This window comes from Paraburkholderia rhizosphaerae (assembly GCF_004366595.1).
Lineage (GTDB): Bacteria > Pseudomonadota > Gammaproteobacteria > Burkholderiales > Burkholderiaceae > Paraburkholderia > Paraburkholderia rhizosphaerae.
Genome location: NZ_SORE01000007.1, coordinates 64,904 through 89,414 on the forward strand (window position 1 = coordinate 64,904; position 24,511 = coordinate 89,414).

Below are 24,511 nucleotides of genomic sequence, written 5' to 3' on the forward strand. Positions count from 1 at the left end.
GCACCGCGCCGCCAGCCGTCGCGCTTACCGCTTGCGCCATGTTTCGCGCATGACCATCAGCCGCAACTCGGTCATGTCTTCAATCGCGTAGCGGATGCCTTCGCGGCCCAGGCCCGAGTCCTTCACGCCGCCGTACGGCATGTTGTCGACCCGGAACGACGGCACGTCGTTGATCACCACACCGCCCACTTCCAGCTCGTCCCACGCCTCGTGCGCATGCGCGAGCGAGTCGGTGAAAATTCCGGCCTGCAGACCGAAGTCGCTGTCATTGACCGCCGCGAGCGCATCGCTGAAATGCTCGAAGCGCTCGAGAATCGCGACCGGCCCGAACGCCTCCTTGCGATACAGGTCCGTGTCGCGCCCGACATTCTCAAGCAGCGTTGCCTCGAATTTCGCGCCGTCCACCTGGCCGCCCGCGACGATCTTTGCACCCGCTTTGACCGCGCTTTCCATCCAGCCCGCCAGACGCTTCGCTTCCGACTCGGAAATCATCGGACCGACGAAGGTCTTCTCGTCCTTCGGATCTCCCATCTTCAGCGACTTCGTTTTGGCGATCAGCTTTTCGCGCAGCGCGTCATACACGCTCGCGTGCACGAGAATGCGCTGCACGCCGATGCAGCTCTGCCCTGACTGATAAAACGCGCCAAACGTGAGACGGTCGACAACATAATCAAGTTTTTCGCGCTGATCGCCATCGACCACCGCCGCCGCATTGCCGCCCAGTTCAAGAATGACCTTCTTCTTGCCGGCTTTCTTCTTCAGATCCCAACCCACCGCGGGCGACCCGGTGAATGAAAGCAATTTGAAACGTTCGTCGGTCGTAAACAGATCGGCGCCATCGCGGTGCGCGGGCAGGATCGAAAATGCGCCCTTCGGCAAATCGGTTTCCGCGAGCACTTCACCGATGATCAGCGCGCCGACCGGCGTACGGCTCGCCGGTTTCAGCACGAACGGCACCCCGGCCGCGAGACCCGGCGCGACCTTGTGCGCCGCCAGATTCAACGGGAAATTGAATGGCGAGATAAAAGAACACGGCCCGATCGGCACGCGCTTCACATAGCCGTGATAGCCCTGTGCACGCGGCGAGATTTCCAGATTGATCACTTCGCCATCCATACGCACCGATTCTTCCGCCGCGACCTTGAACGTATCGATCAGCCGCGTGACTTCGCCGCGAGAATCGTTGATCGGCTTGCCGGCTTCGATACACAGCGCCATCGCGAGTTCATCATAGCGTTCGCGAAAGCGCTGCACGCAATGCTCGAGCACCGCTTGCCGCTTGAACGGCGGATACGCGCGCATCGCTGGCATCGCATCGGCCGCGAAGCCGATCGCCGCATCGATGGTTTTCGCATCGGCAAGCGCGACGCGCGTCGCGACCTCGCCGGTGAATTTATCGGTCACGTCGAGATCGGTATTGGCCGCGACCGGTTCGTTTGCAAGGTAGTACGGGTAGGTCTCTTTCAACATCGCAGGTTCTCCCTGGAGACAGTCCTGATTCGGATCGGGCTCAGCAAATCGCGTGCCCCGGCAGCGCGGCACGTGGGCCGCATGCAGGCTGGCCCGTTAAAGCTGCGCCGATAGCCGTTTGATTTCGCGATTGAGCACACGCTCGTTGTCGGAATAGTCGATCGGCACGTCGATCACATGCACACCCGGCGTCGCGAAGCAGTCGCGCACGAGCGGCGCGAATTCGGCCGCCGATGCGACCCGATGTCCATGCGCGCCGTAGCTCTGCGCATACGCGACAAAGTCAGGATTCGACAGCGTCATCCCATAGTCCGGGAAATTCATGTTTTCCTGCTTCCAGCGGATCATGCCGAACGCGTCGTCGCGCAGGATCAGCACGACCAGGTCGAGCTTCAGCCGCACCGCTGTTTCCAGTTCCTGAGAATTCATCATGAAGCCGCCGTCGCCGCATACCGCCATCACCTTGCGCTCCGGATGCACGATCTTCGTCGCAATCGCCGACGGCAACCCCGCGCCCATCGACGCGAGCGCATTGTCGAGCAGCAACGAATTCGGCTCGTGCGCACGGTAGTAGCGCGCAAACCAGATCTTGTACATGCCGTTGTCGAGGCAGATCATGCCGTCCTCGGGCATCGTCTCGTACACGTCGTTGACGATGCGCACCGGGTACATCGGAAAACGCTCGTCGTGCTGGCCTTTCGCGAGATGCGCCTCAAAGTGCGTCTTGATCTCGGTGAAGCGCGAGAAGTCCCAATGCTCGCCGCGCCCCTTGAGCGCCTCCTTCAGTTGCCACACCGCATTCGCGATGTCGCCGACCACCTCGATTTGCGGGAAATAGACGGCGTCCACTTCGGCGCCGAGAAAATTCACATGAATCACCGTCTTGTCGCCGCTGTCGGCGCCGCGCATAAAAAACGGTGGTTTCTCGATCACGTCGTGGCCGACGTTAATAATGCAGTCCGCGTGATCGATCGCGCGGTGCACGAAGTCGCCGTCCGAGAGCGTCGCATTGCCGAGCCACTGCGGATGCGATTCGTCGATCACGCCCTTGCCCATCTGTGTCGTAAAGAACGGGATACCAACCTGATCGACGAATTCGCGCAACATATTGCAGGTGGTTTTGCGGTTGCCGCCTGCGCCGATCATCAGCAGCGGGCGGCGCGCCGCGGCAATCGCTTCGACCGCGCGCGCGACGGCTTTTTCCTCGACCACCGGCCGCCGGCTATAGCTCTTTGGAATCGGCTTGCCGTCGCCTTCTTCGTGCGCGACGTCCTCCGGCAATTCCAGATGCGTCGCGCCGGGCCGCTCTTCCTCGGCGCGCCGGAATGCTTCGCGTACCGAAGCAGGGATGTTGCCTATCGATACGATCTGGCGCGTGTATTTGGTGAGCGGCTCCATCATCCGCACGACGTCGACAATCTGGAAGTGCCCCTGCTTGCTTGCCTTGATCGGTTTCTGGCCGGTGACCATCAGCATCGGCATGCCACCGAGTTGCGCGTACGCGGCAGCGGTCACGAAGTTGGTCGCGCCGGGCCCGAGCGTCGAGATGCAGACTCCCGTGCGGCCAGTCAGGCGTCCATAGGTCGCCGCCATAAAGCCCGCTGCCTGTTCGTGGCGCGTCAGAATCAGCTTGATACGCGAGCGGCGCAGCGATTCGAGCAGATCCAGATTTTCTTCACCCGGAATGCCGAACACGTATTCGACGCCTTCTGCCTCCAACGATTTGACGAACAGATCCGATGCTTTCATAAGGAGCCTCTGTAAAGCCAGAATGAGTGCGCGGGATTGAAGCGCGGGATGTAAAGCAGAATGCCGGGCTGACTAGCGGAACGTTGTGGATTACGCGCGCGCTGGCATTGGCGTACCCGCGCGGTGTCACGAATGAAAGCTTACTCTTTCACGCGCGATCGTGCGTTGCATGAATTAGACGAATCGCAAAGGCGGGCTCGAAGGCTTGAGCGCACGCAATAAGCCGCGGCGTCTAGCGCGATCTACGCGGTCAGCGAAAAGACCGCTGCGCGCGATCGCACGCGCAGCGGCCTTCGGTTTGTTCCGCGACCGGACGGACAGGCCGGGCGCGATCAGTGCATCACAGCCGTCAACGCTTCAATTGCTTGACCAGTTCCTTCGCAGCGGGGCCGGAGGACGCCGGATTCTGCCCGGTCGTCAACAGACCGTCGACCACCACATACGGCTCGAAATCTCCGCCCTTCGAGTAGTGGCCGCCCTGTTCCTTCAACATGTCTTCGACGAGAAACGGCACGACCTTGGTCAACTGGACCAGTTCTTCTTCGCTATTCGCAAACCCGGTGACCGGCCGGCCTGCAACGAACGGCCGGCCGTCCTTCCCTTTGACGTGTCGGAACACACACGGCGCATGACAGACCGCGGTGACCGGCTTGTCGGTCGCGATGGCCCGCTCGATCAGCGCAGCGGAGTCCTTGTCTTCCGCGAGGTCCCACATCGGGCCATGTCCGCCTGGATAGAACACGGCGTCGAAGTCGTCCATCGACATCGTCGACAGCTTATGGGTCGACGCGAGCGCCGAGGTCGCTTGCGCGTCCTTTTCGAAGCGGCGGGTCAGATCCGTTTGAAACTCGGGTTCGTTGCTCTTCGGATCGAGTGGCGGCTGGCCGCCTTTTACCGATGCAAGTGTCAGTTCCGCGCCTGCTTCCTTGAATACGTAATAGGGTGCCGCGAGTTCCTCGAGCCAGAAGCCGGTTTTTTTGCCGGTATTGCCGAGTTGGTCATGCGAGGTCAAAACAATCAGGATTTTCATATCGATTGCTCCAGAGTGTGCTTGCCGCTTACCCGCTTGCCGCCACCGCGATTCAACAAGAATGCTGAATCGCCGGCAAGTCATCTTTGGACGATCTTGTCAAATAGGCAAGGCGCGTTACAACTGCTCGAGCGCATTCACTTCAAGCAAGGTCTTGCGAAGAATTTCGACCCGCGTCCGAAGATTGATTCGATGCGACGCGGCCCACAGGACTTCGATAGGTGAACCATCGAAGCTCGCGCAGCACGAAGCGGGCCGGCTGACGCGACGCATCTTCTTTCTGCAGCACACCGATCCATCTTTGTGCAGCGAGGTCATCGCGAGTGGCGATGCGTTGCGCGCTAACGGATGGTCTTCAGGTATCGCGAGCAGCATCGGACCTTCGAGTACGGGCGCGGCCTCGAGGTCGGCGTCTTCGTGCGGCGGATCGCGCACCAGTGCGATTGTCGAGGCTGTGCTAGCGCGATCCTTCCAATTGATCTGTTGATTGATGGTTGGCGCCATTGCGCCCGCCGCCGCCCGCGGGCAGGTTCGCGCTGTCCAGCAAAGACCGCGCACGCACATTCGTGCCCGCCTGGGGCATACCTTCGTATAGGTACCGCAGACTGTCATTTGCAGATCGAACACCACCGTAGGATTTTCACGGGGCTCAAGCAACGATATGGTCGAGCTTTAAAGGCTGTACGCGTGTCCCGTCGATATCGGCGGCGAGGCCGGTTCCGCTCTCCGGCCGCCGCAGACACGACATGGTCGATGTTCCGTCCTCACTGACGAGGTGATTCGCGATGTCGTCGTTTATCAGTCTTTCCGGCCAGCCATCGATGCTGGCCGCAACCGGCCGCAGCGTGGGCACGCCGCTGCCGCCGGCGCAGCCGCGTGCGCTGCTGCGTCAAGAGACCTGCTGGCGTCGCATGCCGCTCGAGCACGCCGACGGCGGCACGCCGCCCAGCGAAGGCCCGGTAGTGCTCGCACGCTGGGCAATCGACTGCGAGGGGGAAGGCACCGCCGTGGGCCCACAAGGCTACTACGTGGTCGCGCTCGCGTTACGGCCGACCTTACTGCGTCTGTCCACGAACGGCAGCGTGTTGCACGACGGCCCGATCGATCGCGGCATGGTGCAGGTGACCGCGCCGGCGACGCCGACCGAGTTCCGTGCGCATGCGCCGGCGGATTTCCTGCATATCTACCTGTCCGCCGACTATGTCGCGCAATGTCCGGATACGGCGCTCGCGAAGCGCATGCAGGAAGCGCACGATGCGTGTTATCCGTTCATGCGCGACAGCGTGATCCGCCAGCTGATGCACGTACTGGTCGAAGCGCTCGAGAGTCCCGACCCGGCGAGCCGCTCCTGTGTGGACGCGGTGGCGCGCGCGATCGCGGCGCGCGCGCTCGGCATCGCGCTGCAACCGCCGGCCGCCGCTCACGCCGATGCCGGCAAGACGCCAGCGCTCGAAAACTGGCGCCTGCAACGGACCATCGCCTTTATCGACGACCATCTCGATCAGCCGATCTCGCTGCAGCAGCTCGCCCATGCGGTGGGCCTGTCGCCCACCTATTTCGCGGCGCGCTTTCGCGCGGCGGTCGGTGCATCGCCGCGCCTGTTCGTGATGCGGCGGCGTATCGAGCGCGCGAAGGTGCTGCTCGCGTCGACGCGGATGAGCATGATCGACGTCGCTCTGAATGTCGGGTTCAGGACACAGTCCCACTTCACGACGGTATTCGGCCGCCAGGAAGGCGCAACGCCATACCAATGGCGGATGCGCTGCGCGAGCGCCGAAGACACCGCCGCGCCTGACGATCCGCTTCATCCAGCGGGCGACACGTTGCCGGACCATGCGGACATGCGGGTCCACGAGCGGGTCCACGATACGGGGGCAGCGGCCCAGTTGCAAAGCGCCGCGGCTGGAAGCTGACTTGCGACCGATCGTTGCGCGCACAGCTAACGGCTGGGTGCGCATGCCGGGCGGTTTGCACGCTTGCAGGTTCGCATGCGTGTGCGTCGAGCGTTCAGTCCGGCATCACGAAGCAATGCTGCGCGACGCTCTCGTGAATCACAAACTCGTTCGCGCGTCCTGCGCGCACGTCGAGCAGCATGCGTTCGAGTTCGGCCAACTCGGCGCGTAGCGCGTCGGTGTCAGTGGCATGACGGTCGTCCAGCGCATCGCTAACGACGCGCCGCCGCACCATGATTTTTTCTATCGCGCGCGAGCGCGTCAAAAACAGGCGTTCCATATTTCTTCGTCAAATCGTCGTGCATGCGGCAGGCAGGCCCGGCCGCATGCCGTCGATTCGACTGCTTACCGCGCGCATGATTCCTTCGTGTGCGGAAAAAACTTCGACCGAACATCGGCGCGCCTGCAGCGTTCGCGAAACGTCGATTCCGGCGCTTATTCCTCTTCGGCGTATTCCCTCTTCCGACTATTCCTCTTCGATACTCAGCAGGTTATCGTCGCCATCGGTCCATCTCGGTTCCGGGCTGACAAAGCGCGCATCGCCGAATAGCGACTTGTAGCGATTCGGCTGCGCACGCAGATACTGCTTCGGCGCACGCACCCGCGCCCCCAGTTCCGCGGCCGCGTGCCACGGCCAGCGCGGATCGTAAAGCACCGTACGCGCGAGCGCGATAAAGTCCGCATCGCCGGTCGCAATGATGCTTTCCGCATGCTCGAAGCTGCTGATCATCCCGACCGCGATCACCGGCATACGCACCGCCGCTTTCACCACGCGCGCAAGCGGCACCTGATAACCGGGACCCACCGGTATCTCCTGCGCGGGATGCAAGCCGCCGCTCGACACGTGGATCGCGTCGCAGCCGCGCGCTTCGAGCGCCTGTGCGAATGCAACGGTCTGCTCGATGTCCCAGCCGCCATCGACCCAGTCGGTGCCGGACACCCGCACGCTGACTGGCCGATCATCCGGGAATGCCGCGCGCACCGCGTCGAACACTTCGAGTGGAAAACGCATACGGTTCTCGAGCGAGCCGCCATATTCGTCGCTGCGCTGATTCGACAGCGGCGACAGGAATTGATGCAACAGATAGCCGTGCGCGCAATGCAGCTGAATCAGATCGATATCGAGCGCGGCAGCACGCCGCGCGGAAGCAGCGAACGCTTCGCGCACGCGTCTGAGTCCGTCCCGGTCGAGCGCGGCCGGCGGGTGATCATGCGGATCGAAGCCAATCGCGGACGGCGCTTCTGTCTGCCAGCCGTTCGGGTGGCCCGGCGCAAACTGCATCCTGCCCGCCCATGGCACTTCGGTCGACGCCTTGCGGCCCGCATGGTCCAGTTGCAATCCGATCGGGATGGTCGACCAGCGCCGCACGCTTTCCAGGATGTTGCGCATCGCGGCCTCGGTCGCGTCGTCGTAAAGCCCGACATCGCCGTATGTGATGCGGCCCTCCGGCACGACCGCGGTCGCTTCGATGGTCAGCAGCGCGGCGCCCGATAGCGACAGCTGACCGAGGTGAATCAGATGCCAGTCGTTCATGCAGCCGTGTTTCGCCGAGTATTGGCACATCGGCGCAACCACGATCCGGTTCGGCAGGTTCAGGCCGCGAACCTGTATCGGTCTGAAAAGGGCGGATTGAGCCAAGATGGTCTCCTCGATCAGATTACCGCTTCCGTTGGAACACGCGCGTTTGAACGCGATATCGCTCGTCATCGAGTGTAGGTGATCGTCATGCGTATGCGGCGACCTGGTTTGCATAGCGTGCGGCTGCAGGAGTGCGTGCGCGATAGTTGTCCGGTAGCGCGATACGCTGCAATAATCGGTGCTGGCGCCGTTCCAGTCGTGATGCGGCGCAACGGAATTCATCGGCGGATTAACGCCATTTGACGCTCGCGGTACCCCGGTCCGACTGCCCGCCTTGTCATGGCCTCTCCTTCTCCTTCGCCTTCGCCTTCGCCGGATAGCCGCCGACGGAAAGATGCACAGTCTGCCGCGTTCGGTGCGCTGCCTGAAGAGGCCAACCATTACGCGCAACTGCGCCATTTCGGGTTCGTCTGGTCAGCCGGCATCGTCGCGTTCGCGCTAATTACATGGGCATGCATCGCGCTGGGGATCGACGAATCCGCCGCAAAATGCATTTATCTGACGGCGATTGTGTTTCTGTCGCTGATCGATAGCTTCGTATCGTCGGTCGTCTTCTGTGTAATCGCGGTTTTTTGTCTCGACTACTTTTTCGGACAACCGCCGTTCACGTTGCGCGTTCCATCCGCGGGACATCTGCCCGATCTGCTCACCTTCCTCGCCGCATCGCTCGTGATTACCGCGCTCGTGCGGCACACGCACAAGCTCGGACGCGCGCAACGCGAGCAGGCGAGCCTGCTGGATCTCACGCACGACACAATCGTCGTGCGCGACACCGGCGGCGCGATTACTTATTGGAATCGCGGCGCGCAGCGGCTGTATGGTTGGGAGAAAGACGAAGTGCTCGGCAAGCCGCTGCACGAATTGCTGAAGACGCACTTTCCGGTCCAGCTGCAGCAGATTGTCGACACGTTAGGCGCGACCGGCCACTGGGAAGGCGAACTGGTCTGCACCACACGGGACGGCGCGGAGCGGGTTATTGCGAGCCGCTGGTCGCTGCAACGCGGCGCTGACGGCGAGCCGGTCGCGACACTCGAAAGCGGCACCGACATCACCGACCGCAAACGCGCGGAAGACGCGTTGCGGCGGAGCGAAGCGACTTATCTTGCCGAAGCGCAGAAGCTCAGCGCGACAGGAAGCTTCGGCTGGGACATCGAAAGCGGCCGTGTGTTCTGGTCCGAGCAGAGCTTTCGCATTTTCGGCTACGAGACCGATATCGAGCCGACGCTCGACCGGGTCATCCAGCGTATTCACCCTGACGATATCAACTTCGTGCATGACCTGGTCGAGCACGCATCGTCGGGTCGGCATTCGCTCGATTTCGAGCACCGTCTATTGATGCCGGATGGCACGACGAAATATCTGCACGTTGTCGCGCATGCGATCGAGGCCGATCGGCTGCGGTACGCGGGCGCGATCATGGACATTACCGCCGCACGGCAAACCGAGTTGCGCTTGCAGGATGCGCAGGCCGAACTCGCACGGATCACGCGTCTGACGATGCTCGGCGAACTGAGCGCATCGATCGCGCATGAAGTGGGACAGCCGCTCTCAGCCACGGTAACCAGCGCGGAAGCGTCACTGCGCTGGCTCGACCGCGATCCGCCGCGCCTCGATGAAGTAAAGAGCGGCCTCACACGCATCATCAGCGAAGCACAACGCTCGTTCCAGATTGTCCGCCGTGTACGCACGCTCGCACAGAAAAACCCGGTGCAGAAGGCCGCGATCGACGTCAACGAGATCGTCAACGAATCGGTCGCGCTGATTCAGCGTGAAATTTTTCGTCACCGCGTGCCGCTGCAATTGAAGCTCGCGCACGACTTGCCGCTCGTGTTCGCAGACCGGATACAGTTGCAGCAGGTCGTGATCAACCTCGCGATGAACGGTATTCAGGCGCTCGACGGCATGATCGACCGGCCTCGCGAACTGTCGATCGAAACGCGCACTGGGCCTGCGCGCGACGATCCAGTCGTGATCGCCGTGAAGGATAACGGCGCCGGCATTTCGCGCGAGAATGAAGCACGGCTATTCGAAGCATTCTTTACGACAAAGCCGCAAGGCACCGGAATCGGGCTATCGATCTGCCGCTCGATCATCGAAGCGCATCACGGGACGATCCGCGCATCGAACAACGATGGTTACGGTGCGACCTTCGAATGCGCGCTGCCGCGGGCTTCCGCGGACAGCGTCGACGAGTTCTCACGCGCAGGCTCGCCGGCTTGACATTGCATGCCTGCAGAAACCGAGGCCTCAAATAACCGCGGGCGCGGTGACGATCGACTTCAATTCCGGCACCGGATGCGCGAGCTTCGCAAGATCGGGACGCGGACGCCGCAGCGCCGCGTCGCGCTGCCAGTGTGCCTCGAGCGACTGCGAGATATCGAGCAGCCGCGCGTCCGCGCGGTGCGCGCCGACCACCTGCATGCCGAACGGCATGCCCGCATGATCGACGCCGCATGGCAGCGAAATCGCCGGGTTGGTCGCAAGCGTCACCAGGTAAGTCAGCGCGAGCCAGCGGTAGTAGTTCGCCAGCGGCTTCCCGTTGATCTCGGCGAGATACGGTTGCGACCATGGAAATGGCGTGATCGGCGTGGTCGGCGACACGATCACGTCGTAACGCTCGAATACCTTCTGGAAACGCCGGAACAGATTCGTTTGCTCGGTATGCGCCCATACGACATCGGCGAGCGACATCGCACTGCCCATTTCGTAGTTGGTTCGCGTATTCGCGCCGAGCAACGCCGGGTCGCGTTCGTAGATCTCCTTGAAACTCGCGACGAAGTTCTGCGCACGGATGATATCGAAGCAACGGTCTGCTTCACCCATGTCGAGATCGAGCGGCTCGCACACTTTCACATCGCGCGCGAGCGCGTCGATCTTCGCGCGGAACGTTTTGCGCAGGTTGTCGTCCACGGCGCTCACGCCGAAGTCTTCCGTATACGCGACGCGCAGCGTGGCGAGATCGACCGGTTTGAAATGCGCGAATGCGGCGGCGTCGCCTGCGATGCTGATCGGGTCGCTCGCTTCGAGGCCGACGGTGGCCGCCAGTTGCAGCCGCGTGTCCGCGACGTCGCGGCCCATTGGACCGACCACGCTAATCGGCGTCCAGCCGAGCGTGCGTTGATCGTTCGGCACGAGCCCCGGCGACGGACGCAAGCCGACCACACCGCATAGCGCAGCCGGAATGCGCAGGGAACCGCCGGTATCGGAGCCGGTGCATATCGGCAGCATGTCGGTGGCCAGCGCCGTGGCCGAACCGCCGGACGAACCGCCCGCATTCAGCAGCGGGTTAAACGGATTCCCGGTTGCGCCCCACACTGCATTGCGCGTGTTCGCGCCCGCGCCGAACTCGGGCACGTTGGTCTTTGCCGCGACGATCGCGCCGGCCGCCCGCAAACGCGCAACTAGCACATGATCGTGCTGCGGCACATGCGCGCGGTAGATCGGCGAGCCGTAGGTGGTCAACAGGCCCGCGGTTTCCTCGAGGTCCTTGATGCCGACCGGCAAGCCGTGCAGCGGACCCAGCGGCTCGCCGCGCAGCACCGCCTGCTCGGCACGGCGCGCGGCGTCGCGCGCGCGCTCGAAGTCGGTCGCCGCAATCGCGTTGACCGCCGGGTTCAGCGCTTCGATGCGCGCGATGCACGCGTCCAGCAGTTCGACCGGTGACAGTTCGCGGCTGCCGATCATCCGCCGTGCGTCGACTGCCGAGAGAGCAACAACTGATTCATCCATTTCCGAGGCAATCCTTATGATTCGATAACTGGGCGATGCGCACGCCGCTGTGTCTGCCGTTGCGCGTGACGCGATCCCATTAGTTTGCCACGTCAAATGATTCGATGCTGCGTGTAATAACCTGCCGTCGCCTGCTAGAACGACATGACGCCCCAACGTGAAAGGAAAATGCAACGCGCCCCGCAAACCGCTTATGACTGAACGGCCCACTCGTGCATTATGTCTATGCCATGATGTCGCTCACGACGCGCCACACTCGCCTTCGACTTACCTTCGTTTCGCTTACTCGTTTCGTTCACCCTTCACCCAGAATGCACATGGAAGACTATTCGATATTCCACGCCGGCAACGTGGTCCTGCAATCCGGCATCACCTTTCGGGACGCGAAGCTCGCTTACAAAACGCATGGCCAGCTCGCCGCCGACAAGTCCAACGTGATTCTTTATATGACGTCGTTTTCGGCGCATCACTACGACGTCGACTGGATCATCGGTCCCGGCAAGGCACTCGATACCGACCGTTACTTCGTCGTGGCGACCAATCTGTTCGGCAACGGCCTGTCGTCGTCGCCGAGCAATGCGGTCGAGCCGTTTAACGGCGTGCGCTGGCCGAACTTCACGATCGCCGATAACGTCGCGATCCAGCATCGTCTGATCACGCAGCATCTGGGCATCGACGAATTGCAGCTCGCCTGCGGCTGGTCGATGGGCGGCATTCAGGCCTACCATTGGGCCGCGCTGTACCCGCAAATGGTCAAGCGTCTCGCGGTGATTTGCGGCGCCGCGAAGACGTCCGCGCACAACAAGGTGTTTCTCGAAGGCATTCGCGCGACGTTGACGACCGACCCCGCGTTTCAGAATGGCACGTTTGTCTCGCGCCCCGAACGCGGATTGCGGGCGATGGGCCGCAGTTACGCGGCAATGGCGATGTCGCAGACTTTCTATCGCGACGAACTCTGGCGCCACGCGGGCTTTTCTTCGCTCGAAGATTATCTGGTGATGGGCTGGGAAATGAACTTCCTGCGGCGCGACGCGAATAATCTGCTCGCGCATTTGTGGACGTGGGAACACGCGGACATCTCCGCGAATCCGATCTATCACGGCGATTTTCGCGCGGCGCTGCAAGCGATCACCGCGAATGCGCTGATCATGCCGAGCGAGACCGACCTGTATTTTCAGGTCGAGGACAACCGGCTCGAAGTCGAACAGATGCGACGCGCGAAGCTGCTGCCGATTCCGTCGGTGTGGGGACATCGCGCCGGGCTGCCGACCGCGAATGTCGAAGACGCGGCATTTATCAGCGATGCAATTGGACGGCTGCTTGCGGAGTGAGCGGGGCTCGCCGGGCGCTTGAATCGGTGCGGGGGCATGTGGCCGGTTCATCCGCGTAGCTGGGCTGTGCGACCGGTTCGCGCGGTCGGTTCGCGCGGTCGGTTCGCGCGGTCGGTTCGCGCGGTCGGTTGGATTACACGCCGTCCCCCATGAACAGCGAGCGACCGTCCGTCCCGCCGCGCGGCAAGCCGAGAAAATCGAGCATCGCACACGACCACGCGTCGATATCGACGCTATCCGCGATCGTCACCTATCCGTGAGCCGAACCGGCCAGCAACAGGATGTCGTCTCCTTGCATCCGCAGCTGCCGCACCGTGCGCCACACTTCAGCCACGCAGCGATCCGCATGCGGGCGGGCCGCAGAAAGGTTGGGCATCATCCGGGGCGCGATCCGCACGGGTCTCGCGCATGGGCTGATCACCGACGAAGCAACGGCGTCGGCGTTGCTGCAGGGTTAGCGGACACGGATGTTCGGCGCGGAATGACATTTTGTGAACCGCATCATCGGCCGAACAATGACAGACGCAAACGTTAGCGCGACGCGGACATCGGCGGCTTCGAGCCGTGATCATTGAACGCACGCCCAAGTTTCAGACGCACCGCGACATGCGCGAGCCTTGCGCGATCGACCGACACACCGAGCACTTCCGCGGTTTCCTCGTAGGTCAAGCCTTCGACCTCGGCAAGCAGCAACGCGGCACGCTCGGGCGGCGCGAGCGAACGGAACTCGGACAGAATTCGGGAATGAACGTCCGCATTTCGCGCACGCCGGCGCGCCGCGCCACCGGACGTGTCACGCCCGGCGCGGCGCGAACGCTCATATCGCTCGTACGCGGAGCCGCTTCTCAGCACGCTATGCGCGGCAGCCAGCATGCGCACCAACGTCTCGCGTTCGCTCACCGGGTGTCCCGCGTCGGCACTCGCATTGCACGCATTGGCGACCATCGCCTCAGCAAGCGGCACGTCCTCGGTGACCCGATAGGCAAACGACCATACCCGCGAAACGAGCGCGCGTAAAACTGCTGGATTCGAGACTGCATTCATGCGTAGTGCTCCGCTTGGACAAACGCCGTGATTGTTTAATCGAACGACGCAGCAAGAGCTTACACAGACGGCGACAGTCACGCTATGCCAATTACGTCAATTTTCTTGCTCATTAGGGGCTTTCGCTGTTGGCATCAGCATCATGCAAGATATCTGGAACAATACAACGCGAATGTTGCAATTTTCCATTAAGAGAATCTTTCTTTTCTGTTTAGTGATAATTACAGCATTTTTACGATGACAATGCGCGACCTGGCGTGGCATTGCGGCCATGCATGCGGCGCAGGATGGAATGCCGGAGAATGCCGGCGCTCGATTTAAGGCGAAAACCCGCTGTCGCATCTCCACATTCTTCATGCGGCGCATGCGGTCGGCTTATGGTTTTTTTGAGCGGAATTTTGACTACTTGAGTTAAACAGGCAAGGCGGCTTTGCCGGTTGATTTGGCAATTGCGCGAATCCGAACGCAATGAGCAGCAATGAATTATTGAGCGATTACTGTTAGCCGGCGGTGCCTGATGGTGCCTGGGGCCTTGACCGCCGCCGGCTTCAGGCAATCAATAGTACGGATAAGGCGCGTACATCGGCGGCGCAGGTGCGTAGTACCCGCGGGGCGCCGGCTGGTAGTAGTACGGTTGCGGCGCATAGACCGGCGCCTGCGGTTGCGCGATTGAATTGCCCTTGGACGTCATACATTGCGCGTATGCCGCGTCATACTGCGCCTGCAGTCCGCCAGCCGCGTACGTCGCGCCGTTCGCGCCGACCGCGCTGCCCAGCAGCAGCCCGCTGCCCGCACCGATTGCCGCGCCGACGCCGGCATTACCCGCTGCCGCACCGAGCAGCGCGCCGGCCGCCGCGCCGCCGAGCGTGCCGAGCGCGGTGCTGTTTACGCTGTTCTGCGTTGCGCCTTGTGCCGCGCCCTGCGCGTTGCTTGAACGGTACGCGTAGTCGCGACACGCGTAATCGTCCTGCTGGAACTGGTTGAGCGGTTCGCCCTGGCGCGGCAGCGCGACGATGCTCGGGCCCGTCGGCGGTGCGACTGCACAGCCGCCCAGCGCGAGCGCGATCGCGGCAACCGGCAGCACGACGAGGATAGTTCGGGTTCTGGTACTCATACCGGTTCGGTCTTCAATGAGAGTTTCGATAGTGGAACGTTAGACGAAATCCGACCCGGCATGAGTTACCGGATCGTTACTGGATATTTTCGCCGATGTGGGGCGTCGACGCAGCGAGTACCGTGCAAAAGCTGTGCGCCATCGGCGTCGTACGCTATATCGCGGATGCCGGTAAGAAATGCTTACCAATGTAACGCGCCCGTTGCGACGGCGCCGCGCTTTGGCCGCGTTTTTGGCACGTTTTTGCTACTTTTCGCGCTATGCAGCGGCGCCCCAACCCTCCCTTCATCTGCCCCAACGCAGTGCCGGCGTATGCACCGGACTGTCCCAGTGCCGAATCATCTCCGCGTCGAATGAGCACACCGTGAGCGACGCACCGGCCATGTCGAGCGACGTCGTCGGCGAGCCGACCTGCGCACGCGCGATCTTCAGACCACGTTGCGCCAACCACGCGCTTGCCGAGTTGAATAGCAGATACAGCTCGCTCAACGGCGTGCCGCCCAGTCCGTTGACCAGCACGAGCAGTTGCGCGTCGGCCGCCGGCTCCAGCTCACCGACGATGGCCGTCAGCAGTTCGTCGACGATCGCATCCGCGGGCTCGATGCGCGCCCGACGGCGTCCGGGCTCGCCGTGAATGCCGACGCCGATCTCGATCTCGTCATCGCCAATCGCAAAGGTCGGCTTGCCGGCGGCCGGCACCGTGCAACTCGAGAACGCGACGCCCATCGACGCGATGTTCGTCACCACCCGCTCGCCGAATGCCCTGCATCGCTCGAGGTCCGCGCTGCTTTCGGCGAGGCTGCCCACCAGTTTCTCGACGATCACCGTGCCCGCGACACCCCTTCGCCCGGTCGTATAGCTGGAGTTTTCGACGGCGACGTCGTCATTGACCCGCACCGTTGCATTCGGCACTTCACACATCTCGGCAGCCATTTCGAAGTTCATCAGGTCGCCGGAATAATTCTTCACGATAAAAAGCACGCCTGCGCCGGTATGCATGCCGCGACCGTCTTGCCATTCATAGCGTCCCCTCCTGTGCTGTTTCGTCACGGTTGCGTATATCGATCTTGCGCCCAACCGCCCGTGCCGTGTGGCCAGCGGGCGGTATCCGCACAGAACGTAGCGCTTTCGTCGCGTGAATACAGGCGTTTAGCGGACGACAGTTGCCGGATCACGGCGGCGGCCGCATGCGCCTATGAACACCAGCCGGCGCGGCCCACATTGCCACACATAAGGCGCGCGCCCGACTGCTGGTACAGTGGCGCGTCGGTGCACGGCGCCGCCCTGACCAGCATCCGTGTTCGCCGCAACATCCTCACCCACCAGCATCGGGAGAACGCACATAATGATCCGATCACACAGTCCGTTTTTTGTACGAAGCGCGCTGACCGCTGCCATCGCGGCAGCTTTATCGCTCGCCGGCTGCTCGAGCAGCACGCCTGTCGAATTTTCGCTAAAGGGCGCCGATGCCCCATCGCTGACGCGCGCCGACGATCTCGACTTCGGTCCGATGGACCACTCGATCGCCGAATGCAAGACCGTGTCGCACAACGCGGGTGCCGGACGCTGCACGCAAGTGCGCGCGTATGAGTCGTGCATGAAGACGCGCGGCTACATCACCGTGCTCGGACCGGAGAACCCGTCAGGCTGTGGCGACCCGGAATGGGAACAGGACGTGCGCAAATGGCTGAAGTGAAACGACATCGCGCGGCCGTTCAGACTCGCATGGATAGAAAGGAATAGAGGCGGGAAACGGCGCGCGCACGGCGGCGAACCGCAATAACGAGTCCGCTGGACGCGGCCCGGGCCGGCGCGCGATTCGCCAGCAGCGCTTATGCACCGCTTGTGCGCCGATCGCGCTGCGATCAATCGAGCAGTTTCAACGCGAGATCGGCTGCCTGCCGCATCTGTGCGCGCGCCCGGCCGGTCTTGCCGATCACGCGCATCCCTTGCAGCATGCATAGCATCAGGCGCGCGGTCGCTTCGCCGTCGATGCGCTTTGGAATCGAACCGTCTTTCTGCCCTGAGCGGATCAACGTGGCCAGCAGGGTTTCAGTCTTGCGGAAGCTGGCGGTCACGCGTTGCGCGACCTCGGCATCGAACGTGCCAAGCACCATCGCGCTGCCGGCCAGCATGCAGCCCCGCTTGCCCATCACGCCTGATGACGCATCCGCATAAAACGTCAGGACCTGATGAATCAGATCGCGCGCCGGGGCGTCCGTGGCGATGACTTGCCGCAGCGATCCGTCGCGCGTGGTCATCGCGCGCTCAAGCGCGGCGACGAACACCGACTGCTTGTCTTTAAACGCTTTATAGACACTGCCGGATGCGAGTTCCATCGCATCGGTCAGATCGACGATCGAGGTGGCGTGGAAGCCGCGCTCGCAGAACACCGCCGCGGCTTTGTCGAGCGCCGCGTCGATATCGAATTCGCGAGGGCGGCCCCGGCCTCTGGCTGGCGCTGCGGCGGTCGTATCAGTCATGCACGCATTATAGGGAAGGGCTAAATTCTTAATCAAGCCGGTTAATTGTAATTCAGCCGGTTGTTAGCCAAATGACAAATGCGTGTCTGTTACGCCGCCCCTATTCAATAAGCCGTCAAACCTTTGTATAGGGTTTGTCAGACTTTCTTGATCGTTGATTACCTCTTGTTCTTACGCTGCGCCGAAGCACGCGCGCCGCCGGCTGCCATCGGCTTGGCCGCATCGACCGCATCGCGCAGTAGCCGGTTTTCCTCGGTCTTCCGTTGCAGCAGCGATTGCAGATGCTGGATCTTCTCGACCGCGGCGCTCAGATCGGACACGAGCGCCGGCGGGTTACGCAGTGCGCCGGCTCGCGGCCGTTCTTCGACCAACGGAAGTTTGCGCGCCCGCGACGCAGGCGCAGCCGGTGGCGCCGGCTGTTGCAATGGAGCGGGTCGCGCTCGCTGCTCCGCTTCCCCCGTCGGCACGCGCGGCACGTCAAGCACCGACGACAGGCGAAACCCGACGCCGCGCACCGTCTCGATCGCGAGGCTGTTTTGCAGCGGTTCGAGCGTTTCCCTCAGTGACTTGACATAGACGTCGACAATGCCTTCCTTGACCGGCGAGCCAAACCAGACATTGCTGATAATGTCCTTGCGCGAAAGAACCTGGTACGGGTTCTCGACGAAAAAGCGCAGCAGCCTGTAGCAGGTCGGCCCAAGTTGAAGCTCGACTTCGGATTCAGGTTCGTCCTGGTCCAGCCCGGTCCGCGCGAACGCGCGACGCGCATCGAAGTCCATCGTCAGCGTTTCCACCGATACGCGATGCCGCACATCAGGATAGGCAATCGGCCGCAGCACGACCTGGATACGCGCAATCAACTCGCGCATGCCGAACGGTCTTCGGACGTAATCGTCCGCGCCCGACTCGAGTGCACGGATGCATTCGTCCTCGTCGGCGCCTTCTTCGCCTAGCACGATAATCGGCATGCGGCTGGTCGCCGCGCGCGTGCGCAAATCGTTGATCAGCGACAAGCCGGACGCGTCCGGCAATTTCCAGCGCAACAGAACAGCCTGAGGCTGCTGCTGTTCGATTAACGTCATCGCGCGCTCGACCGAAAATGCCGCCAACGGTTCATGCCCCGCCTGCCGAACCTCGTTCCACAGAAGTTCCGCGCTCGACGTATCCCATTCGACGATCAATATCTTTGCAATAGTTCCCATATGCGCGATGGCCCAGTCGAAGGCGCCTCTCAAGCAGCATGCCTCCGATCGTAAACGTCGGGCTCGTTCCTATAAACATCCGGTCATCCGGATAATTCGGTGCACTTACCCGATGTGCGCGACGCCGTCCACTGCATGCCGCAAATCGGCATCGCGTAGCACGTCCAGAATGCGCCGTAACGGTGCATTTCCGGGCACCAGTGCGGTTCTTGTCCTTACCCTGCGCGACGGTTGAGCGCGCAACTGTCGCACCAACTACATAAAGGAAACATAAACTTCCAAAATAAACGGAAACCAGAACTGCGGTTTCACATCCGAAACACCATTTCTTCAAGCTCGTCGGTCGCGCTCGGAAACGACCCACTGCACCGGCTCGCCCCTTTTCCGTGCAAATGTGCCGGCGGAAAAAAAGGAGTCGTCATTTCCATAACATTCTATGCAGCAGGTATATTCCACGGATCGTGGAGTGTCTGTCCTGTTATCGCTTATGTGTGAAATCGCGCCGGACCCTGCTGTTCGGAGGTCAAGGAAGCCGCAGTGGTGCAAACGCGGACAGCGATGCGTGCTGACTGGTAGACAGATGTGCGCGGCAGCGAACGTGCCGGGCGAAGTATCGAATCGTTTTGCGGATGCGGCTAATCGACCGTGTGGATCACGGGCGGACGCAGCCCGTCCGATGCCGTTTGCGGCGCGGACATCGCCCACGGCGGCGGCGGCAAACCGGTCAGCGTGCCGTTGTCGCTGGCCGGTGCGTTATCTTTGGACGCGGCGTCAAACACGCCGGATGCGGTGGCCCTGCCCGCCACCGTGTCGCGACTTTCGCCGCATGCGGCCAGCAGCACGCATGTGGCTAATACGGCAAGCGGGTACGCGTTCGTGAATGAGCGCGGCATCGGCATCTCCTCGAAGTTGTCGCGGTCGGCCGGCGACGCGCGTTGCATCTGGCGCGCGACCGGCCGACGCTTTTGCTACTCACGGGCGCAATAGCCGGTATGCGTCGTTACGACGCATACCGGTCGGCCTGCCGCGGTTACCGCGGCTTTACCCGCGCTCAACTGCCCAGAGCCGGGTCGGACGTACTGTCGCGCCCGGTCTCGACGTGCCCGGCAATCCGCCACTGCGTGTCGCTATCGGCGTCAACGGTGATTGTCAGGTCATACCAGCCGTGCGACTTGTGCAGATCGACCGTCACCGTGTTCACGTCGTTGCCGTGCACACGCAGCGACCCTTCGACGTGCGACGACGCATAGGCGCTCAAGATCCTGAACGTGCACGGCTTGCGCCCTTCGTTCTTCAGACGCAGCTGCAAATTGCCGTTAGCGACGTCGTAGCCGTCCGCGATCTGCACGCTGCCGCGCTCATGCCGCTCGAGCGTGTCCGCCTTGCCGACGAAGTGGCGCAGAAAGCCATTCGGACCGAACACCGAGAAGTCGTAGCGGCCGCCGGGAGCCAGCATCAGTTGATCGGCGAGGTCTTTGCCCGCTTCGACGGTATAGCTGCGCGGCAGATCTTGCGCATTGCCCGAGTAGACGAGGAAGTTCGCGCCCAGTCGGCCGGTATTCGTGATGTGCAAACGGAATGCATTGCCCTGGCCGTTCACCTCTCCGCGCACGAAGAACTCGTAGCCCAGCGCGCGTGCGGGCCGTACCCCCGCTTCCTGTTTCGGCAGCGACTGCGTGCCGGGCACCGCGGGCACCACATCCGGATGGCGGTTCTTGTCCGCCGGGAACGACGTGGCGGGCATCGACGGCACGTGGCGGTTCGGGTTGCGGAAGTCGAACGCGGACGTCAGATCGCCGCACACCGTGCGGCGCCACGGCGTGATGTTCGGCTCGTCGAGGCTGTGACGATGGCCGCGGTCGAAGCGCTTCTGGATAAAGCGGATGATCGACGTATGGTCGAACACCTCCGAGCACACATAGCCGCCCTTCGACCACGGCGACACCACCAGCATCGGCACGCGCGGCCCGAGACCGTACGGAGCCGCCTGATTGCGGCCGGAACCCGGATAGAACTCGTTGGCAGTCGATACCGTCGAGCGGCCGGTGTCCGGCGTCGACGATGCAAATGGCGGCGGCACGTGATCGAACAGACCATCGTTTTCGTCGTAGGTAATCAGCAGCACCGTCTTGCTCCAGACTTCCGGATTCGACGTCAGCGCCTCGAGTACCTGGTCGACGTACCACGCGCCGTAGCTCGGCGGCCAGTTGCCGTGCTCGGAAAATGCTTCGGGCGCGGAGATATACGACACTTGCGGCAGCCGGTTGTTCTTCACATCATCCCGCAGGATGTCGAAGTAATTGCCGCTTTTCAGAACATTGGTGCCGGTGCGTGTCGCTTCGTAAAGCGGACTGCCCGGCTGCGCATTCCGATACTGGTTGAAATACAGCAGCGACGTGTCGCCGTAGTTGCCGATAAACGGATTGTCGGTCCAGCCCCAGGAGCCCGCGGCGTCGAGGCCGGTGCCGACGTCCTGATAGACCTTCCACGAAATGCCGGCTGCCTGCAGCTTCTCCGGGAACGTACTCCACGAATAGCCGGCTTCCGCGTTATCGATCACCGGACCGCCGCCGGTGCCGTCGTTGCCGACCCAGCCGGTCCACATGTAGTAGCGGTTCGGATCGGTCGGCGTCATCGACGAGCAGTAGTACCCGTCGCAAATCGTGAACGCGTCCGCGAGGTTGTAGTGGAACGGCATATCCTCGCGTGTCATGTAGAACATCGTCGTCGCGCTCTTCGCGGGCACCCATTGATCGTAGCGGCCGTTGTTCCAGGCCGCGTGCGTGCCGATCCAGCTGTGATCGAGGTCCTCGACGAACTGCTGGCCAAGATTCGGCAGATCCGGACGGAACGGCAACACGTAACCGTCCGCGTTCGGGGCCGGCTGGTAGAACACCGACTTGCCGGTGGTGAGCGGAATGGCCCGTGTGTCGCCGAAGCCGCGCACACCGCGCAACGTGCCGAAGTAGTGGTCGAATGAACGGTTCTCCTGCATCAGCACGACGATGTGCTCAACGTCCTCGATCGTGCCCGTTGCGTTGTGCGCGGGGATGGCCAATGCGTTGCGAATACCAGCAGGAAAGGCTCCGAGTGCGGTGGCTGCGCCGGCGGCTTGCGCAGCCGCGCGCAGAAAATCGCGACGGCTATTTGAAGTCATATTCGTTTGTCACTCATCTCGAGAGGTAGGGATGGCCGCGAGCGCGATCCACTTGCGCTAGACCGGACGCCTATGTATCGGCGCTCGCACATGCCAGGACGGACTGCGAACGTAATGCAGCGAAAGCCGCCCGCAAGCTTGGTCGAGAAAAATGACTCGCTGATGGCAAACGTTTGCGCGAGAGATAGGTGTACTGGCGGCATATGCCTGGCATTGCTGGATAACCACGGTTCGACGGTCAAATTGCAAGTGCTTGTGCCGATTCGGTTTTCTGTCCGACAATCGGTTCGTTGAACAAGCAGATCGCATCGACGAAGGAAGCAGGCGGCGGCTTGGCCGCGGGACAATTTGTCTGAAGTGCTTTCCCTGGTGCCCGTGCCAGACGAATGCTGTTACGCGCGCGCGTTTGTTTTTTTGTGAGGTACCGCGAAGCGAGCAACGTGTGATGCATACACCGCGGGCTGCGCATGTGACATCTGGCTTTCATAACCGCAAGCGATACTGTTCCCATTGATTCCTGACACAGCCGACAAGCATGCCAATCGTACGTGTGCCGGCTTGTGCTTGCCGACCCGGCGCGGGCGCATGATGAATCCATCGCATGGGCCGGTCGCGCGCCCGCGTGTGTGGGCTCGTGCTCGAGATATCCTGTGCCGGTCACCTGACAGGCAGCGTGCCTTTCGGGCATCATGGCGTGCCGCGCGATTCACCGCGCGACATCGACCACGACTCTCGCTCCCCGTTACCGACGTATGAACGCCTCCCCGCCCTCTCCCGCGCAACGCGGTTCCTTACACGCGGCGCTCGAAGTGCTTGCGGTCTTTCTCAAGCTCGGACTCACCAGCTTTGGCGGGCCAATCGCGCATCTGGGCTACTTTCGTCGCGAGTTTGTCGCGAAGCGGAACTGGCTCGACGATCAACGTTATTCGGACCTCGTCGGCGTATGTCAGTTTCTGCCCGGCCCGACCAGCAGTCAGGTCGGCTTTTCGATTGGACTGCTGCGCGCGGGGTGGCCTGGCGCGCTCGCGGCGTGGTGCGGCTTCACCTTGCCCTCTGTGTTGTTGCTGCTGGCCTTTGCGGTGCTTGCACCGCATCTCGCGGGCCGTCTTGGTGATGGTCTCGTGCATGGGCTGAAGCTCGTCGCGGTTGCAGTAGTTGCGCAGGCGGTATGGGACATGGCGCGGCGCTTATGTCCGGATCGCCAGCGCGCGGCGATCGCGTTGTGCGCCGTCGCCGCGCTCGGCTTGCTGAGTACCGTCTACGCGCAGTTGATCGCGATCGTGTTGGGCGCGCTGCTCGGCCTCGCGCTGTGCCGCACGCCGCCATCGACGGATGCGGTGGTCCCGACGGGCGGCTCGGGACTGCGCATATCGCGCGCGGGCGGCGTGCTCGCGCTATTGCTCTTTGGCGCGCTGCTGCTCCTGCTTCCGGTGTTTGTGCAATCGCATGGCATGCAGGCATTGAAGGTATTCGACGCGTTCTATCGATCCGGCGCGCTGGTGTTCGGCGGGGGTCACGTCGTGCTGCCGCTGCTGCAACAGCAAACTGTCGCGACCGGCTGGATCGCGCCGAACGATTTTCTTGCGGGCTATGGCGCGGCCCAGGCGGTGCCCGGTCCGCTCTTCACATTTGCCGCGTATCTCGGCTGGATGATGTCGTCGCCGCCGAATCACTGGGCCGGCGCGCTGATCGCTCTCGTCGCAATCTTTTTGCCGGGCATGCTGCTGGTGATCGCTGCCCTGCCATGGTGGCAGTCGCTGCGCGCGCGGCCCACGGTCGCCGCGTTGCTTGCCGGCGTGAATGCGGCGGTGGTCGGCCTGCTCGCGACCGCGCTGTACTCGCCGGTGTGGACGAGCGCCGTTCACACGCCAGTCGATTTCGCTATCGCCGCGCTCGGTTTTGTGCTGCTGGTACGGTGGAACACGCCACCGCTCGCGATCGTCGCACTCTGTGTGCTCGCGGGTGTGGCAAGCGCCGGGTTTTAAGTTAATCGGCGACGCTGGGAGCGGTGGTGGCGGCGATGGAAGCCGCAACGCCCCACTCCCAGCAGTGCACGCCGTTGCCCGTCACTCCGGGCGCGCGGATTTGATCAGGTTGTCCCGCAACTTGATCACCGCTTTCTGCAGCTTCGCGAACTCTTCCGCGTTCAGTCCGGTCGCGTCGACCAGACTCCGCCCGAACGCATTCTCGCGCAGTGCGCGGCCCGCGTCGGTCAGACTCACCAGCACCTGGCGTTCGTCCGATGCATCGCGCCGCCGTTGCAGATAGCCCATCGCCTCGAGCTTCTTCAGGATCGGGGTCAGCGTGTTCGATTCAAGAAACAGTCTTTCACCGAGCGCACTGACGGTCACGCTGCCCATCTCCCACAGCACGATGATCGTGATGTATTGCGTGTACGTCAGACCGAGTTCGTCGAGGATCGGCCGGTATGCGCGGCCGAACGCGAGATTCGCCGAATAGACCGCAAAACACAGGAAGTCCGCGAGCCGCTGCGTGGCCGGGTCGGACGAATCGGTCGCGACGCTGGCCGGATCGGCCGATGGCCGCGCCGATTTCTGCGTGGGCCGGTCAGCCAGCCTGTCGTCGCTCCTGTTGGCCGGGCGGTTTGCGG

At 62.5% G+C, this 24,511-nt stretch carries 21 protein-coding genes and 1 pseudogene; 6 read left to right on the top strand and 16 right to left on the bottom strand.

The genetic code is table 11. The annotated features are described in order from the left end of the window. Nucleotides 1-24: 24 nt before the first annotated feature. The 4 genes from BX592_RS11125 to BX592_RS11140 form a co-directional block, all read right to left on the bottom strand. Entirely contained in the window at nucleotides 25-1,470 is a 1,446-nt protein-coding gene (locus BX592_RS11125) for an aldehyde dehydrogenase family protein (protein ID WP_134191828.1), read from the bottom strand. Nucleotides 1,471-1,566: 96 nt separating this feature from the next. Then, nucleotides 1,567-3,219, bottom strand: coding sequence for an acetolactate synthase large subunit (locus tag BX592_RS11130; protein WP_134191829.1), 1,653 nt, complete (start codon nucleotides 3,217-3,219; stop codon nucleotides 1,567-1,569). Nucleotides 3,220-3,568: 349 nt separating this feature from the next. Continuing rightward, nucleotides 3,569-4,249, bottom strand: coding sequence for a type 1 glutamine amidotransferase domain-containing protein (locus BX592_RS11135; protein WP_134191830.1), 681 nt, complete (start codon nucleotides 4,247-4,249; stop codon nucleotides 3,569-3,571). A 117-nt stretch (nucleotides 4,250-4,366) separates the two neighbouring features. After that, nucleotides 4,367-4,753 (bottom strand): LysR substrate-binding domain-containing protein, encoded by a 387-nt coding sequence (locus BX592_RS11140; RefSeq protein ID WP_134191831.1) that lies wholly within the window; start codon nucleotides 4,751-4,753, stop codon nucleotides 4,367-4,369. A 281-nt stretch (nucleotides 4,754-5,034) separates the two neighbouring features. Here BX592_RS11140 and BX592_RS11145 point away from each other — a divergent pair, with 281 nt between their 5' ends. Next, complete coding sequence (locus BX592_RS11145; protein ID WP_134191832.1) at nucleotides 5,035-6,162, top strand: helix-turn-helix transcriptional regulator; 1,128 nt, start codon at nucleotides 5,035-5,037, stop codon at nucleotides 6,160-6,162. Between the two features lie 94 nt (nucleotides 6,163-6,256). Here BX592_RS11145 and BX592_RS11150 read toward each other — a convergent pair whose 3' ends face one another. Next, nucleotides 6,257-6,481, bottom strand: coding sequence for a hypothetical protein (locus BX592_RS11150; protein ID WP_134191833.1), 225 nt, complete (start codon nucleotides 6,479-6,481; stop codon nucleotides 6,257-6,259). A 186-nt stretch (nucleotides 6,482-6,667) separates the two neighbouring features. Beyond that, nucleotides 6,668-7,840, bottom strand: coding sequence for an NADH:flavin oxidoreductase/NADH oxidase (locus BX592_RS11155; RefSeq protein ID WP_134191834.1), 1,173 nt, complete (start codon nucleotides 7,838-7,840; stop codon nucleotides 6,668-6,670). Between the two features lie 279 nt (nucleotides 7,841-8,119). Between BX592_RS11155 and BX592_RS11160 the strand changes: the two genes are divergently transcribed. Further along, a complete protein-coding gene (locus tag BX592_RS11160; RefSeq protein ID WP_134191835.1) occupies nucleotides 8,120-10,060 on the top strand; it encodes a PAS domain-containing sensor histidine kinase in 1,941 nt (646 codons plus the stop codon). A 27-nt stretch (nucleotides 10,061-10,087) separates the two neighbouring features. Here the strand turns inward: BX592_RS11160 and BX592_RS11165 are convergent, their stop codons facing one another. Further along, the gene (locus tag BX592_RS11165; RefSeq protein WP_134191836.1) at nucleotides 10,088-11,569 is read right to left on the bottom strand and encodes an amidase; all 1,482 of its coding nucleotides are present in this window, start codon (nucleotides 11,567-11,569) and stop codon (nucleotides 10,088-10,090) included. Between the two features lie 317 nt (nucleotides 11,570-11,886). Between BX592_RS11165 and BX592_RS11170 the strand changes: the two genes are divergently transcribed. Then, nucleotides 11,887-12,900, top strand: a complete 1,014-nt coding sequence (locus tag BX592_RS11170; protein ID WP_134191837.1) for an alpha/beta fold hydrolase — start codon at nucleotides 11,887-11,889, stop codon at nucleotides 12,898-12,900. Nucleotides 12,901-13,268: 368 nt separating this feature from the next. Continuing rightward, nucleotides 13,269-13,358 (top strand): sugar-binding domain-containing protein, encoded by a 90-nt coding sequence (locus tag BX592_RS34840; protein ID WP_279589182.1) that lies wholly within the window; start codon nucleotides 13,269-13,271, stop codon nucleotides 13,356-13,358. A gap of 73 nt (nucleotides 13,359-13,431) precedes the next feature. Here the strand turns inward: BX592_RS34840 and BX592_RS11175 are convergent, their stop codons facing one another. The 4 genes and pseudogenes from BX592_RS11175 to BX592_RS11190 form a co-directional block, all read right to left on the bottom strand. Then, a complete protein-coding gene (locus BX592_RS11175) occupies nucleotides 13,432-13,944 on the bottom strand; it encodes an RNA polymerase sigma factor (protein ID WP_134191838.1) in 513 nt (170 codons plus the stop codon). A 96-nt stretch (nucleotides 13,945-14,040) separates the two neighbouring features. Then, nucleotides 14,041-14,301 (bottom strand): hypothetical protein, encoded by a 261-nt coding sequence (locus tag BX592_RS11180; RefSeq protein WP_134191839.1) that lies wholly within the window; start codon nucleotides 14,299-14,301, stop codon nucleotides 14,041-14,043. Nucleotides 14,302-14,500: 199 nt separating this feature from the next. Further along, nucleotides 14,501-15,058: a YMGG-like glycine zipper-containing protein gene (locus BX592_RS11185; RefSeq protein ID WP_134191840.1), complete on the bottom strand. Its 558-nt coding sequence runs from the start codon at nucleotides 15,056-15,058 to the stop codon at nucleotides 14,501-14,503. A 285-nt stretch (nucleotides 15,059-15,343) separates the two neighbouring features. Further along, nucleotides 15,344-16,063 (bottom strand): annotated as a pseudogene (locus BX592_RS11190) (dihydroxyacetone kinase subunit DhaK); the annotation flags it as partial. 340 nt (nucleotides 16,064-16,403) lie between these two features. Between BX592_RS11190 and BX592_RS11195 the strand changes: the two are divergent. Further along, a complete protein-coding gene (locus tag BX592_RS11195; RefSeq protein ID WP_134191842.1) occupies nucleotides 16,404-16,754 on the top strand; it encodes a hypothetical protein in 351 nt (116 codons plus the stop codon). Between the two features lie 169 nt (nucleotides 16,755-16,923). On the opposite strand, the gene BX592_RS11200 is transcribed toward BX592_RS11195, so the two are convergent. The 4 genes from BX592_RS11200 to BX592_RS11215 form a co-directional block, all read right to left on the bottom strand. Then, nucleotides 16,924-17,541 carry a TetR/AcrR family transcriptional regulator gene (locus BX592_RS11200; protein ID WP_134191843.1) on the bottom strand — a complete coding sequence of 206 codons (618 nt, stop codon included), beginning with the start codon at nucleotides 17,539-17,541 and terminating at the stop codon, nucleotides 16,924-16,926. Nucleotides 17,542-17,699: 158 nt separating this feature from the next. Then, nucleotides 17,700-18,776: a winged helix-turn-helix domain-containing protein gene (locus BX592_RS11205; RefSeq protein ID WP_134191844.1), complete on the bottom strand. Its 1,077-nt coding sequence runs from the start codon at nucleotides 18,774-18,776 to the stop codon at nucleotides 17,700-17,702. A gap of 602 nt (nucleotides 18,777-19,378) precedes the next feature. Further along, the gene (locus BX592_RS11210; protein ID WP_134191845.1) at nucleotides 19,379-19,684 is read right to left on the bottom strand and encodes a hypothetical protein; all 306 of its coding nucleotides are present in this window, start codon (nucleotides 19,682-19,684) and stop codon (nucleotides 19,379-19,381) included. Between the two features lie 110 nt (nucleotides 19,685-19,794). Then, on the bottom strand, nucleotides 19,795-21,900 hold the full coding sequence (locus tag BX592_RS11215) for a phosphocholine-specific phospholipase C (RefSeq protein WP_134191846.1): 2,106 nt from the start codon (nucleotides 21,898-21,900) through the stop codon (nucleotides 19,795-19,797). A gap of 752 nt (nucleotides 21,901-22,652) precedes the next feature. On the opposite strand from BX592_RS11215, the gene chrA reads away from it, so the two are divergent. Continuing rightward, on the top strand, nucleotides 22,653-23,885 hold the full coding sequence (chrA, locus tag BX592_RS11220; RefSeq protein WP_134191847.1) for a chromate efflux transporter: 1,233 nt from the start codon (nucleotides 22,653-22,655) through the stop codon (nucleotides 23,883-23,885). An 81-nt stretch (nucleotides 23,886-23,966) separates the two neighbouring features. On the opposite strand, the gene BX592_RS11225 is transcribed toward chrA, so the two are convergent. Beyond that, the gene (locus tag BX592_RS11225; RefSeq protein ID WP_243849492.1) at nucleotides 23,967-24,374 is read right to left on the bottom strand and encodes a MarR family winged helix-turn-helix transcriptional regulator; all 408 of its coding nucleotides are present in this window, start codon (nucleotides 24,372-24,374) and stop codon (nucleotides 23,967-23,969) included. Nucleotides 24,375-24,511: the final 137 nt, after the last annotated feature.

Bases quoted from the DNA above. Each gene is read 5' to 3' on its own strand.
- BX592_RS11130 (WP_134191829.1), bottom strand. From the start codon at position 3,219: ATGAAAGCATCGGATCTGTTCGTCAAATCGTTGGAGGCAGAAGGCGTC.
- BX592_RS11170 (WP_134191837.1), top strand. From the start codon at position 11,887: ATGGAAGACTATTCGATATTCCACGCCGGCAACGTGGTCCTGCAATCC.
- BX592_RS11195 (WP_134191842.1), top strand. From the start codon at position 16,404: ATGATCCGATCACACAGTCCGTTTTTTGTACGAAGCGCGCTGACCGCT.
- BX592_RS11175 (WP_134191838.1), bottom strand. From the start codon at position 13,944: ATGAATGCAGTCTCGAATCCAGCAGTTTTACGCGCGCTCGTTTCGCGG.
- BX592_RS11150 (WP_134191833.1), bottom strand. From the start codon at position 6,481: ATGGAACGCCTGTTTTTGACGCGCTCGCGCGCGATAGAAAAAATCATG.
- BX592_RS11215 (WP_134191846.1), bottom strand. From the start codon at position 21,900: ATGACTTCAAATAGCCGTCGCGATTTTCTGCGCGCGGCTGCGCAAGCC.
- BX592_RS11210 (WP_134191845.1), bottom strand. From the start codon at position 19,684: ATGCAACGCGCGTCGCCGGCCGACCGCGACAACTTCGAGGAGATGCCG.
- BX592_RS11125 (WP_134191828.1), bottom strand. From the start codon at position 1,470: ATGTTGAAAGAGACCTACCCGTACTACCTTGCAAACGAACCGGTCGCG.
- BX592_RS11200 (WP_134191843.1), bottom strand. From the start codon at position 17,541: ATGACTGATACGACCGCCGCAGCGCCAGCCAGAGGCCGGGGCCGCCCT.
- BX592_RS11145 (WP_134191832.1), top strand. From the start codon at position 5,035: ATGTCGTCGTTTATCAGTCTTTCCGGCCAGCCATCGATGCTGGCCGCA.
- BX592_RS11140 (WP_134191831.1), bottom strand. From the start codon at position 4,753: ATGGCGCCAACCATCAATCAACAGATCAATTGGAAGGATCGCGCTAGC.
- BX592_RS11160 (WP_134191835.1), top strand. From the start codon at position 8,120: ATGGCCTCTCCTTCTCCTTCGCCTTCGCCTTCGCCGGATAGCCGCCGA.
- BX592_RS11135 (WP_134191830.1), bottom strand. From the start codon at position 4,249: ATGAAAATCCTGATTGTTTTGACCTCGCATGACCAACTCGGCAATACC.
- BX592_RS11165 (WP_134191836.1), bottom strand. From the start codon at position 11,569: ATGGATGAATCAGTTGTTGCTCTCTCGGCAGTCGACGCACGGCGGATG.
- chrA (WP_134191847.1), top strand. From the start codon at position 22,653: ATGAACGCCTCCCCGCCCTCTCCCGCGCAACGCGGTTCCTTACACGCG.
- BX592_RS11185 (WP_134191840.1), bottom strand. From the start codon at position 15,058: ATGAGTACCAGAACCCGAACTATCCTCGTCGTGCTGCCGGTTGCCGCG.
- BX592_RS11180 (WP_134191839.1), bottom strand. From the start codon at position 14,301: ATGAAGAATGTGGAGATGCGACAGCGGGTTTTCGCCTTAAATCGAGCG.